General features: G+C 71.8%; 13 protein-coding genes. 9 read left to right on the plus strand and 4 right to left on the minus strand.

The window, feature by feature from the left end; genetic code table 11:
• Positions 1-139 precede the first annotated feature (139 nt).
• The 3 genes from J2S44_RS19240 (at position 140) to J2S44_RS19250 (ending at position 5,357) form a co-directional block, all read left to right on the plus strand.
• Positions 140-1,639 (plus strand): acyl-CoA carboxylase subunit beta, encoded by a 1,500-nt coding sequence (locus J2S44_RS19240; protein ID WP_374727999.1) that lies wholly within the window; start codon positions 140-142, stop codon positions 1,637-1,639.
• 14 nt (positions 1,640-1,653) lie between these two features.
• Positions 1,654-2,793 (plus strand): acyl-CoA dehydrogenase family protein, encoded by a 1,140-nt coding sequence (locus J2S44_RS19245; RefSeq protein ID WP_310415752.1) that lies wholly within the window; start codon positions 1,654-1,656, stop codon positions 2,791-2,793.
• Positions 2,794-2,888: 95 nt separating this feature from the next.
• Positions 2,889-5,357 (plus strand): ATP-binding protein, encoded by a 2,469-nt coding sequence (locus tag J2S44_RS19250; RefSeq protein WP_310415754.1) that lies wholly within the window; start codon positions 2,889-2,891, stop codon positions 5,355-5,357.
• Positions 5,358-5,643: 286 nt separating this feature from the next.
• On the opposite strand, the gene J2S44_RS19255 is transcribed toward J2S44_RS19250, so the two are convergent.
• A complete protein-coding gene (locus J2S44_RS19255; RefSeq protein WP_310415757.1) occupies positions 5,644-6,135 on the minus strand; it encodes a MarR family winged helix-turn-helix transcriptional regulator in 492 nt (163 codons plus the stop codon).
• Between the two features lie 100 nt (positions 6,136-6,235).
• Here J2S44_RS19255 and J2S44_RS19260 point away from each other — a divergent pair, with 100 nt between their 5' ends.
• Both J2S44_RS19260 and J2S44_RS19265 read left to right on the plus strand, forming a co-directional pair.
• Positions 6,236-6,808: a YceI family protein gene (locus J2S44_RS19260; protein ID WP_310415760.1), complete on the plus strand. Its 573-nt coding sequence runs from the start codon at positions 6,236-6,238 to the stop codon at positions 6,806-6,808.
• A gap of 227 nt (positions 6,809-7,035) precedes the next feature.
• Positions 7,036-8,508 (plus strand): glutamate-cysteine ligase family protein, encoded by a 1,473-nt coding sequence (locus tag J2S44_RS19265; protein WP_310415763.1) that lies wholly within the window; start codon positions 7,036-7,038, stop codon positions 8,506-8,508.
• Positions 8,509-8,516: 8 nt separating this feature from the next.
• On the opposite strand, the gene J2S44_RS19270 is transcribed toward J2S44_RS19265, so the two are convergent.
• Positions 8,517-9,866, minus strand: a complete 1,350-nt coding sequence (locus J2S44_RS19270) for a hypothetical protein (protein WP_310415766.1) — start codon at positions 9,864-9,866, stop codon at positions 8,517-8,519.
• Between the two features lie 141 nt (positions 9,867-10,007).
• On the opposite strand from J2S44_RS19270, the gene J2S44_RS19275 reads away from it, so the two are divergent.
• Positions 10,008-11,066 (plus strand): PASTA domain-containing protein, encoded by a 1,059-nt coding sequence (locus J2S44_RS19275; protein WP_310415769.1) that lies wholly within the window; start codon positions 10,008-10,010, stop codon positions 11,064-11,066.
• A 5-nt stretch (positions 11,067-11,071) separates the two neighbouring features.
• Here the strand turns inward: J2S44_RS19275 and J2S44_RS19280 are convergent, their stop codons facing one another.
• A complete protein-coding gene (locus tag J2S44_RS19280; RefSeq protein WP_310429772.1) occupies positions 11,072-11,362 on the minus strand; it encodes a hypothetical protein in 291 nt (96 codons plus the stop codon).
• 424 nt (positions 11,363-11,786) lie between these two features.
• Between J2S44_RS19280 and J2S44_RS19285 the strand changes: the two genes are divergently transcribed.
• From J2S44_RS19285 to J2S44_RS19295, 3 genes are all read left to right on the plus strand, one after another.
• Positions 11,787-12,662, plus strand: a complete 876-nt coding sequence (locus J2S44_RS19285; RefSeq protein ID WP_310415773.1) for a helix-turn-helix domain-containing protein — start codon at positions 11,787-11,789, stop codon at positions 12,660-12,662.
• 8 nt (positions 12,663-12,670) lie between these two features.
• The gene (locus tag J2S44_RS19290) at positions 12,671-12,850 is read left to right on the plus strand and encodes a DUF397 domain-containing protein (RefSeq protein ID WP_310429774.1); all 180 of its coding nucleotides are present in this window, start codon (positions 12,671-12,673) and stop codon (positions 12,848-12,850) included.
• Between the two features lie 102 nt (positions 12,851-12,952).
• The gene (locus tag J2S44_RS19295) at positions 12,953-13,420 is read left to right on the plus strand and encodes a hypothetical protein (RefSeq protein ID WP_307242081.1); all 468 of its coding nucleotides are present in this window, start codon (positions 12,953-12,955) and stop codon (positions 13,418-13,420) included.
• A 131-nt stretch (positions 13,421-13,551) separates the two neighbouring features.
• Here J2S44_RS19295 and J2S44_RS19300 read toward each other — a convergent pair whose 3' ends face one another.
• On the minus strand, positions 13,552-14,157 hold the full coding sequence (locus tag J2S44_RS19300; RefSeq protein ID WP_310415776.1) for a hypothetical protein: 606 nt from the start codon (positions 14,155-14,157) through the stop codon (positions 13,552-13,554).
• Between the last annotated feature and the right edge of the window lie 258 nt (positions 14,158-14,415).

Below are 14,415 nucleotides of genomic sequence, written 5' to 3' on the forward strand. Positions count from 1 at the left end.
GTAACACCGGAAAGCCCCCGTGCGGTCTCCGCGCGGGGGCTTTTCCCTGGCGCGGGCACCGGAGCTGGGTTACCCTAACGATCGTTAAGCGACGGTGCGGGGAGGTCCGGTGACGCTCGACGAGGCGACCCTGGCGGAGATGCGCAAGCGCGCCGAGGCGGGTGGCGCCGAGAAGTACCACGCCGCCAACGCGGCGAAGGGCAAACTGTTCGCCCGTGAGCGCATCGCGCACCTGGTCGACGAGGGCTCGTTCACCGAGGACGGCCGCTACGCGAACGTGCTGGCCGACGGCCTCCCGGCGGACGGTGTGATCACCGGGACCGCCACGATCGCCGGCCGCCCCATCTGCCTGATGGCGAACGACTCCACGGTCAAGGCCGGCTCCTGGGGCGCCCGCACGGTCGAGAAGATCATCAGAATCATCGAGCGGGCGTACGAGCGGGGCCACCCGATGATTTACCTGGTCGACTCCGCCGGCGCGCGGATCACCGACCAGGTCGACCTGTTCCCCGGCCGGCGCGGTGCCGGCAAGATCTTCCACACCCAGGTCCGCGCGTCCGGCGCGATCCCACAGGTCTGCGCGCTGTTCGGCCCGTCCGCGGCCGGCGGTGCCTACATCCCGGCGTTCTGCGACGTGGTCGCGATGGTCGACGGCAACGCCAGCATGTACCTCGGCTCCGACCGGATGGTGCGCATGGTCACCGGCGAGCAGACCACGCTGGAGGCGATGGGCGGCGCCCGGGTCCACTGTGCCGAGTCCGGCGTCGGCCACTTCCTGTGCAAGTCCGAGGTCGAGGCGCTGGACGTGGTGCGCCGCTACCTCTCCTACCTGCCGGACAACTGGACCCAGGCGCCGCCCGCGGTGGACGGCACCGAGTCGCCCGCGGTGGACCTCGGCGGGCTGGTCCCGGCCAGCGAACGGCAGGCGTTCGACATGCGGCGCTTCGTGAAGGGCCTGCTCGACCGCGACTCGTTCCTGGAGATCCAGGCGCTGTGGGCCCGCGAGCTGACCATCGGGTTCGGCCGGCTGAACGGCCGTACCGTCGGGGTGCTCGGCAACAACTCGATGTTCAAGGGCGGCGTGCTGTTCGTCGACTCCGCGGACAAGGCGGCGCGGTTCGTGCAGCTCTGCGACGCGTTCAACGTGCCGCTGCTGTTCCTCGCGGACGTTCCCGGCTTCATGGTCGGCACCGCGGTCGAGAAGCAGGGCATCATCCGGCACGGTGCCAAGATGATCAGCGCGGTCTCCGAGGCCACGGTGCCGAAGATCTGCGTGGTGGTCCGCAAGGCGTACGGCGCCGGCCTCTACGCGATGGCCGGCCCCGGCTTCGACCCGGACGCCACGATCGCGCTGCCCACCGCCAAGATCGCGGTGATGGGCGCGGAGGCGGCGGTGAACGCGGTCTACGCCAACAAGATCGCGGCAATCGAGGACGAGGCGGAGCGGGACGCGTTCGTCGCCGCCCGCCGTGCCGAGTACGAGCAGGACATCGACATCGCGCGTCTCGCCGGTGAGCTGGTGGTGGACACCGTCGTGCCGCCGGCCGAGCTGCGCGCCGAGCTGATCGCGCGATACGCGGCCGCGGACGGCAAGGACCGCTCGTTCGCCCGCCGCCGGCACGGTGTGACACCCGTCTAGAGGGGAGATCCGGCATGCTCAGCGAGGAACACGAGGCGCTGCGCGCGAGCGTGCGCGACTTCGCCCGCGAGGTGGTCGCGCCGGTCATCGGCGAGTTCTACGAGAAGCACGCGTTCCCGTACGAGATCGTCCGGCGGATGGGCGCGATGGGCCTGTTCGGCCTGCCGTTCCCGGAGGACGTGGGCGGCATGGGCGGCGACTACCTGGCGCTCTGCCTGGCGCTGGAGGAGCTGGCCCGGGTCGACTCCAGCGTGGCGATCACGCTGGAGGCCGCGATCTCACTCGGCGCCATGCCGATCTACCGGTTCGGCACCGACGCGCAGCGGGCACGCTGGCTGCCGGACCTGATCAGCGGCGAGCGGCTGGCCGCGTTCGGGCTGACCGAGCCGGGCGCGGGATCGGACGCGGGCGGCACCGTCACGCGCGCGGTGCTGGACGGCGACGAGTGGGTGATCAACGGCGCGAAGTGCTTCATCACCAACTCCGGCACGGACATCACGTCGCTGGTCACGGTCACCGCGGTCACCGGCACGACCGCGGACGGGGCCAAGGAGATCTCCACGATCATCGTGCCGAGCGGCACACCCGGCCTCACGGTGCTGCCCGGGTACTCCAAGGTCGGCTGGTGCGCCTCGGACACCCACGAGCTGATCCTGGAGGACGTGCGCGTCCCCGCGGAGAACCTGCTCGGCCCGCGCGGCCGCGGCTTCGCGCAGTTCCTGCGCATTCTCGACGAGGGCCGGATCGCGATCGCGGCGCTGGCGACCGGCCTGTCCCAGGGGTGCGTGGACGAGTCGCTGACCTACGCGCGCGGGCGGCACGCGTTCGGTCACCCGATCGGTGACTTCCAGGCGATCAAGTTCAAGATCTCCGACATGGAGGTACGTACGCACACCTCCCGCCTCGCCTACCACGACGCGGCCGCGCGGCTGATCTCCGGCGCGGACTTCAAGCGCGCGGCCGCGATCGCGAAGCTGCACGCCAGCGAGGCCGCGGTGACCAACGCGCGGGAGGCCACCCAGATCCACGGTGGATACGGCTTCATCAACGAGACGCCGGTGGCCCGCTTCTGGCGCGATTCCAAGATCCTGGAGATCGGCGAGGGTACGTCCGAGGTCCAGCGCATGATCATCGCCCGTGACCTCGGCATCTGACCGGAGGCCGCGGAGCTGTCGGCTATCGGCAGTAGGCCGGTCGGTCCGCCGACGATCGTCTTCCGGCGTGTGATACGCGCCCGTAGTCTTCCGCCATGACCGTGGATCATGGCTCTGACCAGCGTGGAGCCGGCTTTGCCGACCTGCTGCGGGCACGGCGGGCCACCGCGGGCATGACCCAGGCCGACCTGGCCGCCGCGGCCGGCATCGGCGTGCGCACGGTCCGTGATCTCGAACGTGGCCGGGCGTCCCGGCCACAGCGCACCACGGTGGAGCTGATCGCCACCGCGCTCTCGCTCGCCGGCCGGGAACGCGCCGACTTCCTCGCGGCCGCCCGCGGCCGGCCCGCGGTGCCCGAACCGCCGGTGCCGCCGCGCAACGGGCTGCCGCCGCCGGTCGAACTGATCGGCCGGGACACCGAGGTCGCGGACGTGGCGGAGCTGATCACCGCGTCCGGCCCACCCGGCGTGGTGACGCTGGTCGGCCTGGCCGGGGTGGGCAAGACCAGCCTCGGCCTCGCGGTCGCCGAACGCGTCGCCGCCGCGCACCCCGGCGGCACGGCCGGCATCGTGATCACCGAGCTGTCCAGCGGCAGCGACGTCCTGGCCCAGCTGGCCGCGGTGCTCGGCGTGGCCCGCGCGGCCGACCTGCGCACCCGGCTGCGCGGCGAGCGCACGTTCGTGATGATCGACGGCGTCGAGCGCTCACCGGACGCGGTCGCGGACGCGCTGCACTGGCTGATCGAGTCCGCGCCGAACCTGCGCGTGCTGGCCACCGGCCGGCACCCGATCGGGCTGCCCGGCGAGCACGTCCGCCCGGTCGGCCCGCTGGAGACGCCGCCCCCGGACGCGCCGGCCCGCCCGGACGAGATCGCCGCCTACCCCGCGGCCGCGCTGTTCCTGGCCCGGCTCCGGCAGGTGCGCCGCGACCCGATCACGGACGAGGAGGCGGTCGCGCTCGGTGCGTTGCTGCGCCGGCTCGGCGGACTACCGCTCGCGCTGGAACTGGCCGCCGCCCGGGGCCGGCTGCTCGACATCGACGAGATCCTGCAGCGGTACGGCGACCGGGTGCTCGACCTGTCCGGCCGGCCCGGCAGCCGCCCGTCCACCGACGTCACGCTGCGCGACGCGGCCGCCGCCAGCTACCGGCTGCTGGAACCGGACGAGCGCGCGGGCCTGCGCCGGCTCGCCGCGTTCCGCCACCGCTGGTCGGTGCGCCTGGCCGCGGCGATCCTGTCCGACGACGACGCCGAGCCGGCCGACCCGCTGCCGCTGCTCGACCGGCTGCTGGAGCTGGGTCTGCTCGGCGTGCGCGGTGCCGGCCCGTACCGGTTCCGGCTCGTCGACGTGGTCCGCGAGCTCGCGGAGGAACGCGCCGTCGCGCGCGGCGAGGCGTCCGCGATCCGCACCCGGCACGCGGCCGTGTTCGCCCGGCTGGCCGAACGCACCGCGCCGCAACTGGCCGGGCACGACCTGACCGACGGCATCAACCGGCTGGACGAGATCTCCGGTGACCTGTGGGCCGCGCTGGCCCACGCCGCCGGCGACGATCCGCACACCGCGCTGCGGATCGCGGCCGCACTGCCCCGGTGGTGGCGGTTCCGCGGCCGCGACGTGGTGGGCCGGCACTGGCTGCGCCGCCTGCTCGCGGACCCGCGCACCGAGGACGCGGACCCCCGGGTCCGGGCGTGGGCGCAGGTCGGGCTGGGCCGGCTCGCGCTGGAACACGGCGCCGGCGCGGAGGAACTGCCGGCCGTGACCGGCGCGCTCACCGAATTCCAGCGCCACGGCGAGGTGGCCGGCGAGCTCGCGGCCCGCAACGTGCTCTGCGCCCTGTGGATGACCGTCGGCGGGTACGACGAGGCCCGCCGGCACGGCGAGGCCGCGCTCACGCTCGCCACCCGGCTGGACCGGCCACGCGACATGACGGTCGCGCAGAACAACCTGACCTGGCACGAGATCCGGGCCGGCGACCTGCGCGCGGCCCGGCGCCGGCTCGCCGCGGTCGACCGACTGGCCGCGCAACAGGGCGACGACCGGCTGCGCGCGCTCGCGATGGCGAACCTGGCCGAGGTGAGCCGGCTCGGCGGCCGGTACACGGAGGCGCAGTCACTCGGCCGCCGCGCGATCGAGGTGCTGGAACGGCACGGCGACCCCGGCCACCGGCGGCGGCTGCTCGGCACGATCGGGATCGCGGCCGCGCAGGCCGGCGACGCGGAGACGGCCGGCCGGATCCTGGCCGAGCTGCGCGAGCCGGCCGGTGTGCCGGACGACCCGGACGCGCGGCGGCCCGCCGTCACCGAGGGACAGATCGCGATGATCGAGGCCTACCTGGCGGCCGGGCGCGGCGAACGCGAACTGGCCGCGGAGTGGTTCACGGCCGCGGCGGACTCGCACAGCGGCGGCCACGACCTGCGCGATGTGGCGGAGGCGCTGGTCGGGCTGGCGGCGAGCACGGACGACGGACAACAGCGCACATCCGTGCTGGCCCGGCTGGCCGAGGTGTGCAAGCTCGGCGGCATCACGCTGCTGCCCACCGAACGCGAGCGCAGCGGAGTGACCTGAGGAAGAGCCTGCGCCAACACCGTCTGGCTCTGGAAGAACCGGCGCCGGCCGCTGGTGAGCGGCCGGCGCCGGAAGGCGCGCACCCCCGTGCACGCGCGACGCGACGGAAACCCCGCAGAGGCCCCCCGACCTCCGTGCGTGAAACACCCCCCGGTGTGCGTCCCCGTGCGCGGGAAATCTAACCGATCACCCGGCGGCATTTGCCGTTTTCGGGAGCAATGTCGCTTCTGGTGGGCTCTTCTGCCTCTTGTTCTGCCGGTTACCGACCCGGATCATGCGCGAACGGTTACTCTCCGGAGTGAGAAGTGTCCGTAGTGCCCACCATCGCCCCGGGATTGGCGGCGTCCCGGATCACGCGCAGTGTGCCGAGCAGATCCTTCAGCCGATCGGCGTCGAGCAGGCCGGTGAAGAACTCCTCGATCAGTGCGAGATGGCCGGGGAGCGTCTCCTCGATCCGGGCCAGCCCGGCTTCGGTGATCACCGCGTAGGAGCTGCGCCGGTCGGTGGGGCAGGCGCGACGGCAGAGCAGTCCGGCGCGCTCCATCCGGTCCACGACGCGGGTGACGCCACTGGTGGAGAGCGACGTCTGCGACGCCAGGTCGGTCATCCGCAGCTCGCGGCCGGGGGACCGGGCCAGGCGCATGAGCACCTCGAACTCGACGGTGGAGACGTTGTGCTGGTCGAACTGGGCAGCGAACCGGTTGGTCAGACCCGAGTGGACCTCGGAGAGCAAGCCGATCGCGGTGATGCGCGGGTCGTCGAACAGGTTCGGAGTCACGGCTCAACTTTAGCAAAGCTTGACACGCGGAATACTGCGCAGCATATAGTTGCTTCGTCAGACGTCCTGATAGCAGACCTTGTTTCTGGGAGAACCTCCAATGAGTGACCTCAACGTTCGTGACTACAACGGCGTCTCCATCCCGGCCGCCGGTGTGTACGACATCGACCCCGCCCACTCGCGTGTCGGCTTCGTGGCCCGGCACCTCGTGGTGAGCAAGGTCCGTGGTCAGTTCAAGACCGTGACCGGCGTGGTCACGATCGCGGAGGACCCGCTGGAGTCCTCCGTCACCGCCGACATCGACGCCTCGAGCATCGACACCAACCAGGCCGACCGTGACGGTCACCTGAAGAGCGGCGACTTCCTGGACGTCGAGAAGCACCCGCAGCTGACGTTCCGCAGCGCCGGCCTGGCCGAGATCAGCGGCAACGAGTTCAAGCTGCACGGCGACCTGACGGTCAAGGACGTCACCCGCCGGGTCGAGCTGGACGTCGAGTTCGAGGGCGTCAACAAGTCCCCGTGGGGCCAGGAGGTCATCGGCTTCTCCGCGACGACCGAGATCGACCGCGAGGAGTTCGGCATCACCTGGAACCAGAACCTGGAGACCGGCGGCGTGCTCGTCGGCAAGAAGGTCAAGATCGAGATCGAGGCCGAGGCCATCCGCCGCGCCTGATCTTCCGCGAACACCCCCGGCCGCCCGCACGGCCGGGGGTTTTGCTGTCTCTGGGAATCCCATCGGCGTGGGAAGTGATCTATCCGGCACTAGAGGTTACGCGTTCCCGTGTGGCATGGTGGACGGAGCGTTCCGGAGTGCTTACCGGGCGTTGTGAAGCATTGTGTCTTCCTGAGCTGCGTCGCTCACCCACATAGATCCGTCACTGCCGTGCGCCGGGAGGACAGATGGGCAAGGACGTCACCTCAGCCGCTTTCACCAGGGAGGACCGGGTCCAGTACCGGCGGAAGGTGCGCCGGTGCCTCGATGTCTTCGCCCTGATGCTCGACGACTTCGCGTTCGACGCCGACCGCCCGACCACCGGTCTCGAGATCGAGCTCAATCTGATCGACGCCGATGCCGAGCCCGCGATGCGCAACGCCGAAGTGCTCGCCACCATGGACGATCCGCTGTTCCAGACCGAGCTGGCCCGATTCAACCTGGAGCTGAACGCGTCGCCCCGGCTCATCGCCGGTACCGGCTTCGCCGACTACGAGCGGGCGTTGCGCACCAGCCTGGACCGCGCGGAGGACCGGGCCGGCAAGTCCGACTCGCGGATAATGATGGTCGGCGTGCTGCCCACGCTCACCGAGCGGCACACGGTCGTCGAGAACCTCTCCGCCAACCCGCGCTACCACGCGCTCAACGACCAGATCATGGCCGCCCGTGGGGAGGCGCTGGACCTGGACATCCGCGGTGCGGAGCGGGTCCGCTCGTACGTCGACTCGATCGCGGCCGAGGGCGCCTGCACCAGCGTCCAGTTCCACCTCCAGGTCGCGCCGGACACGTTCGCCGCGTACTGGAACGCGGCCCAGGCCGTTGCCGCGGCCCAGGTCGCGGTCGGTGCGAACTCGCCGTTCCTCTACGGCCGCCGGCTGTGGGCGGAGACCCGGATCGCGCTCTTCGAACAGTCCACGGACACCCGCCCGGACGAACTACGAGCCCAGGGGGTACGCCCGCGGGTGTGGTTCGGCGAGCGCTGGATCACGTCGATCTTCGACCTGTTCGAGGAGAACGTGCGGTACTTCCCGCCGCTGCTGCCGATCCTGGACGACGAGGACCCGGTCGTGGTGCTGCACGACGGCGGCGTGCCGAACCTCGGCGAGCTGCGGCTGCACAACGGCACGGTCTACCGGTGGAACCGGCCGGTCTACGACATCATGAACGGCCGGCCGCACCTGCGGGTGGAGAACCGCGTGCTCCCGGCCGGGCCCACCGTGGTCGACATCCTGGCCAACGCCGCGTTCTACTTCGGGCTGGTCCGCGCGCTGGCCGAGGCGGACCGGCCGATCTGGTCCCAGCTGACATTCGGCTCGGCCGAGGAGAACTTCCACCGGGCCGCGCGGCACGGGCTGGACGCGTACATCAACTGGCCCGGCATGGGCGAGACGCAGGCGGACAAGCTGATCCTGGAGACGCTGCTGCCGATGGCGTACGAGGGACTGGACCGCTTCGGTGTCGACCCGGCCGAGCGGGACCGGCTCCTCGGCGTGATCGAGGGCCGGTGCCGCACCGGGCAGACCGGGGCCGGGTGGCAGACCGCCCGGGTCGCGGACGCCGAGCGCCGGGGCCGGAGCCGCGACCAGGCACTGCACGAGATGGTTCTCGCGTACGCCGAGCTGCAGCGCACCAACGAGCCGGTCCACCTCTGGCCCTGCTGATCCGGTGGTCAGTTCTTCGGGTCGGGCCTGGGCTTGACCACGGGACGGGCACGACCGGTCGGTTTGGGCGGTTGCTCGGCGTCCGACGGCTTGTCCGCCGCGGCCGGGCGCTTCGGCCGGGACTTCGGCACCGGCTCCGGGTCCGGCTCCTCGACCAGGCCGAGCTGCGGCCGCTCCGACTTCGGCTTCAGCCGCAACTTCGGCGGCCCGGCCTGCGGTTCCGCCGGCGGTGGCGCCTTCTCGGGCTGCGGCTTGTCCGGCTGGGGCGGCCGGTCCGGCTGAGCCTTGCCCGGTTGCGCCTTGCCCGGCTGCGGAACGCTCTGCTGTTGGCGGGCGGGCTGCGCCGGCACGGCCGACGGCGGGCGGAGCGGTTCCGGGGCCGCGGTGAGCGCCGGGCGTACCGGTGGAATCGGGTCCTCGTCGTCGATCTCGACCGGGAGCAGCGCGCGTTCGTAGGAGGGGCGGGGCGTGGCGGCCGCGATGATGACGGAGCCGAGCAGGCCGGCGATCACCGCGTACGGCGCTATCAGGTAGGCCGACACCTGCCAGGACTCCATGCCGCCCGGGCGCGGTGCGGCCATGAAGTACGCGGCCGCGACCAGGATCGGGCCGATCGCGCCGGAGACCGACACGCCGACCTTCGAGTCGGTGCGGCGGCCGCCCCACCATGCCGAGATCAGGCCCGCGACCAGCGCGGCGGAGAGCGAGATGGCGGCACCCGGCCAGTACAGGCTGCGGATCCAGTAGCCCTCGCCGTCGTCCGTGATGCGCCAGACGCCGAGCTGCGCGCCGGTGAAACCGCGGCCGGACATCGCGCCGTCCACCGTCGCCGCGATCGCGAGCAGCCAGAGCCAGGCCGTCGTGATGATCACGTTGGCCGCTGTCGCGGCGGACGAGATCGCGGCGAAGGACACCCCGAGGCCGACGAGCACGCCGATCACCGTGTAGCCGGCCGCGATCGTCTCCGGCGCGAACGTGTAGTCCTGCGCGGCCTCCCGGGCCGGCACCGCGACCAGCGCCACGGTCAGCGCCGCACCGAGCGCGGCGGCCAGGCACAGCGCGATGCGCCAGAGCACCAGCTCCAGCATTCCGCTGACCTTGCGCGCGGTGGGATCGGCGGCCAGCGCGCTGGGGCCGCTGCGCCGGTCCGCGTAGACGGCGCCGGCTATCACGGACGTCGCCGCGATCCAGGTGGCCCATGTGAGGCTCGCCACCCAGACCGGCTCGGCGGAGCCGTCCGGTGACGGCACCCACGCGATGATCCCGAGCCCGTAACCGAGCCCCAACTGTGCTGCGCCGGTGCCCGCCGCCACGCCGACTGCCGACGCGATCGATCCACCCCAGCCTCGTACGGCCATGCCGGGGAGAGTAGCGGGCCAGGGCCACCGGGGCGAGGAGGCGAACTGGGAGCGGGTCGTTACCGCAACGTGCCGGAACGGCCGATAGGTTTAGACCGACCGCCAAGAGTACTGGCGACCGTCTCCGCGGAGAGGACAGCGATGGCTGACGGCAGGCGTCCCGGTGACGACCAGGGTTCGCCCGACGAGACGCGGCAGTGGCGTGGTGATGACGCGCGGTACTGGGGCGGTGACGACCAGACAGCCGCCGGCCGACCGCCGGCCGACCCGTGGGCCGCGAACGAGGAGACCCGGCTGCAGCGCCCGATGAGCGGTCCGGGTGGCCCGCCGCCGGGTGGCCCGCCGCGTGGCGGCGACCAGACCGCGCCCTACCGTCCGGTCCCCGGTGGCCCCGGTGGCCACGACCAGACCGCGCCCTACCGTCCGGTCTCCGGCGGTCCCGGCGGCCACGACCAGACCGCGCCGTACCGTCCGGTCTCCGGCGACCAGACCGCGCCCTATCGTCCGGTGCCCGGTGGCGACCAGACCCGGCGGATGGATCCGGTCCAGGGCGGACCGGCCGGGCCGGGTGGCCCCGGCGGGCAGGACCCGTGGACCGCGCGCGCGTCCGTGCGCCCCGCCGAGCCGGCCGGGGCGTTCACGCAGGCCGACCCGTTCTCCCGCAACGATCCCGGCTGGGGTGCGCCGGAGGAGCCGAACCGCAAGTGGCTGATGCCGGTCATGTGGGGCGTGATCGTGCTGCTCGTGATCCTGCTGGTCGGCACCGGCATCTACTTCGGCATGCAGAGCGGCGGCGACGGCGACCCGGAGCCGACCCCGACCGCGACCGCCGCCGCGACGCCGACTGCGCAGCGGACGAGTGCGGAGCCGACCGAGGAGGCGTCGGACGAGCCGTCCGCGCCGGAGACCACCACGGCGCCGAGCCCGACCCGGGCCGCCGAGGTGGAGGTGCCGCGGATGACCGGCTACACGATGCAGGAGGCACAGCAGGCGCTGGCCGGGCTCGGCCTGCCGTTCGCGCTGGTCTACCAGGCCACGGACGACTTCGACCCGAACACCGTGATCGACTCGGACCCGCCGGGCGGTGCCGTGGTGCCGAAGGGCACGAAGATCACGCTGACCGTGGCGCGGGCGCCGGAGCCCACCGCGCCCGAGGAGCCCACCGGCGCGCCCACCACCGAGCCGGGGCCGAACGGCTGACCCGATCAGCGACTGCGTACCGCGACGGCCGAGGCGGAGAGGCCCGGTCGTCGCGGTGCGGCACCGGCCCTCGTCTCCGGTGAGGCGTTGATCTGCCGCAATCCGTCCACCTGGACGAAGATCGAACGGCGCTCTACGGCGTCACCACCCGCGTTGAGCTCGTATCCGTCGAGCCAGACCCAGCCGTCATAGGTCGGCCAGTCATGCACCCGGATCACCCGGAAGTAGAGCGGCTCGGTGAACTGCACGCTCGCCGAGCGGGTCACGCAAAGGATATCGCCGGACCGGGGCAACACATCGACTCCTTGATCCGCGGTTTTCGCTGCGTCGGGGTCTTGTCCCGTGGCACGCGTGATGCGCCCACGAATGGCGTTTCTGATCACCTGTTTTCGCTGGCTGCGAATTGTTATCGAACCGGCGTGAGGGTAGGCCGGTCCGTTGTGGCGTGCCGTGTCGGGTCCGCCTCGGCGTCCGTCATGTCGGACTTCGTCCTACTTGAACGGACAGCCTGGGAACGTTGAGTGACCCATGCCATACAGACAGATTGCATCAGGAGCCTAGTCAATGCAAGTTGCACGTTGGCGCCCACCTTCCGGCTACCGGTCCGGTTGATGGGCTTCCGACATACCCGTCAGACTGAATGCCCTGCCGATAGCGAGCGCGAATTCGATCTTTCTGGTCGGGTTGATCCGGCCGTCCACCCCATAGCCGGAGGTAGCGGTGACCCAGCGCCGAAGCCCCACGGTCCGGCGCCGCCGTCTCGGCGCCGAGCTGCGCAAACACCGTGAAGAAGCCGGTGTGACGATCGAGGCGGTGGCCGACCGTCTGCACTGTTCCACCTCCAAGGTCTCACGTATCGAGACGGGGCACACCAGTGCGACACCACGGGACGTCCGGGCGATGCTGGACATCTACGGCATTGACGGCGACGAGTCCGCCGAACTGGTCCAGATTTCCCGCGAGGCGCGGCAGAAGGGCTGGTGGCACCCCTACAGCACCGTCCTGACCGGCGCATACGTCGGTCTGGAGGCAGAGGCGAACTCCGTCCGGGCGTACGAGCAGCAGGTCGTTCCCGGTCTCCTCCAGACGGAGGAGTACGCACGGGCGATGATTCGCTCCGCCCGGCCGGACATCTCCGCCGATGAGGTGGAGCGCCGGGTGCGTGTCCGAATGGAACGTCAATCGTTGCTGATGCAGGACGACCCGATCGACCTGTGGATGGTGCTCGATGAAGCGGTAGTCAGCCGGCCGGTAGGCGGCGATGCGGTCATGCGAGCCCAGATCCACCACTTGGTCGTGACCGCCGAGCTGCCGAACGTGACGTTGCAGGTCCTGCCGTTCTCGGCGGGCGCGCACGCCGGCATGGACGGAACGTTCACAATTCTCGACTTCCCCGAGCCCACGGACACCGACGTCGTCTACGCGGAGAACGCGACCGGTGGGCTGTTCCTGGAGAAGGCGGACGAGTTGCGGAAGTACGTCTTCATCTTCGATCACATCCGCGCCGCGGCCCTCCGACCGGAGGAGTCCGTATCCCTCTTAGCGGACCTGGCGAAGGAGCCATTGTGGGAGTGGAGACAGCGGGACCTGACCTGAGCAGCGCGATGTGGCGCAAGAGTTCTCGCAGCGGCCCCAACTGCGACAACTGTGTGGAGATCGCTTTCGTCACGCCGGCGATCGCGATTCGTGACTCCAAGGACCCGGACGGGCCGGCGCTGATCCTCGCGCCGGACGGCTGGTCCGCCTTCCTCGCCGGCACCAAGAACGGCGAGTTCGACCTCTGAGGCATAGACGTTCGGTGGGCCGTACGCTGCCGTCCGGCCCACCGGATGCCCGCAAAACCGACATTCCGCCGTGGCCGGATCGCCAGGACCTTCGTTGCACTCATGAACCCGGTGTTGCGCCGGGCCGAGTTGAAGCGAGCAAGGCAGGCGAGAGCAGTGAGCATTGGCCCCGACAACCTCGGCAACGGATCGGCGACGCAGGACCGGTTCGCCGGTCACCTGAACGGGTACCGCCCGATCCAGCGCGACCGGGTCCTCTCCGGCGAGGTCGGCCCCGACGTGGAACTGAGCCCGCGCTCCGGCGCGCTCGACGAGCCGTCCATCGACCACAACCCGCGGCTGCCGTCCCTGGCGCTGGCCGGTCTGGAGGAGCCGGTGTTCCCGACGACCGGATGGCCGGACACCTCCGACCCGGGCCCGCTCGCGGACCACCCGCTGCTCCGCGGCCTGCTCCTCGAGCTGCCGCCGCGCGGTTCCCTTCCCGAGCCCGGCTGGCTGGACCGCTGGTTCGAGGCCACCCGCGCCATCCTGGAGCTGATCTACACCCAGGGCGCCCTCGACCGTCGCTGACCCGCCGGACCTTTCCCGCGCACCGCGGAACCGGCAGGAAGGCCGGCCTACGGCCGACCGGTGCCCGCGGGAGCATGCGGGCCGCACCACGCCGGAAGTGGGCAGATCACGGTTTTGGGTGTGGTCCTCGGTCAGCGGGAGAGGGCGGCGGCGGACGCGCGGCGGACCGTTATCGCGCCCTCGGCGAGGCGGCTGTGGCGCAGCGCGTGACGGATGGCGAGGACGACCGTCGCGAGGGCCAGGCCGGTCACGATGATGCCGATCGCGCCGGAGCCCGCCGGGTCGAGCCAGCCGGTCGCCAGCGTGCCGGCGACGGCGGAGGCCAGGGCGGTGGCCTGCAGCGGGATCGCGAGCAGCGGGTGCGCGGCGCCGGCGCGCAGTGCGGGCGGCAGCGGTACGCCCGGGGCCGAGGTGAACGCGGACGTGGCGGTCCGGATCCGGGCCACGCGGCGCAGCGTGAAGCCGGCCGCGAAGACGGCTGGGACCAGCGGGAGCAGCAACGAGAGCAGGCGCGGGTCGACCGTGCGGGGCGTGGCCGGCGACCACTCGGGTGCCGGGATCAGCGCCAGCGCGACCAGGACGGCGAGGCCGCCGGTCGCGAGCACGAGCACCGAGCCGGACCGCTGCCGCAGCGCGCGGGCGGACGGCGCGTCGGGCAGCCCGTCGGCCAGGACGCCGGCGGTGAGCCAGACGGCGGCGAGGGCGAGCATGGCTCCGAGGTGCACGGCTTCGGTCATGCCGGTCAGCGTTACCCACATCGACGGACGGCGAATCCGGGACCTGCCCTGGTCGGGCCCGGGTTCACCACCCGTAGGGGGTCGGCGCGAAATATCCGACTATTCCGGATCTGGCGGATGAGGGGTGCGGCGCCATACCCTGCCGGGACAGGTTTCGCGCCCGCGCGGCGCGGCATGGACCGGCCTGGGGAGGGTCGGCCGGGGTCCCGTGCACCTCGTTGTGCCCGGGACCCCGTCTTCCTCCGCCGCCAATGCAAC

The organism is Catenuloplanes niger (assembly GCF_031458255.1).
Lineage (GTDB): Bacteria > Actinomycetota > Actinomycetes > Mycobacteriales > Micromonosporaceae > Catenuloplanes > Catenuloplanes niger.